1 protein-coding gene is annotated in these 320 nt (G+C 71.2%); it reads left to right on the top strand.

Annotated features, from left to right (window positions below):
- Positions 1–320 (top strand): acyltransferase domain-containing protein (locus tag IF06_RS32715; protein ID WP_036312173.1); only part of this gene is annotated, 320 nt, incomplete at both ends.

The following is a 320-nucleotide window of genomic DNA, read 5'->3' as shown; positions in this document are numbered from 1 at the left end:
CCCGTGCCGCGTTGGAGCATCGCGCGGTGGTGTGGGGCTCGGACGTCGACGAGCTGGCGGCGGGCCTCGCGGCGGTGGCCGAGGGCCGGTCGGCGGGTGTGGTGTCGGCGGGTCGTCGGGCGGTGTTGTTCACGGGTCAGGGTTCGCAGCGTGCGGGTATGGGCCGGGAGCTGTACGAGACGTTTCCGGTGTTCGCGGCGTCGTTCGACGAGGTGTGCGCAGAGATCGATCCGCGCCTGCCGCGTGCGTTGCGCGAGGTGGTGTTCGCCGAGCCGGGTTCGGAGACTGCGGCTCTGTTGGATCAGACCGTGTTCGCGCAG

It is taken from the genome of Micromonospora globosa, from assembly GCF_000717585.1.
Classification (GTDB): domain Bacteria; phylum Actinomycetota; class Actinomycetes; order Mycobacteriales; family Micromonosporaceae; genus Micromonospora; species Micromonospora aurantiaca.
Note: the sequence above shows the minus strand (reverse complement) of the source record. Positions and strands in the feature narration are given on the sequence as shown.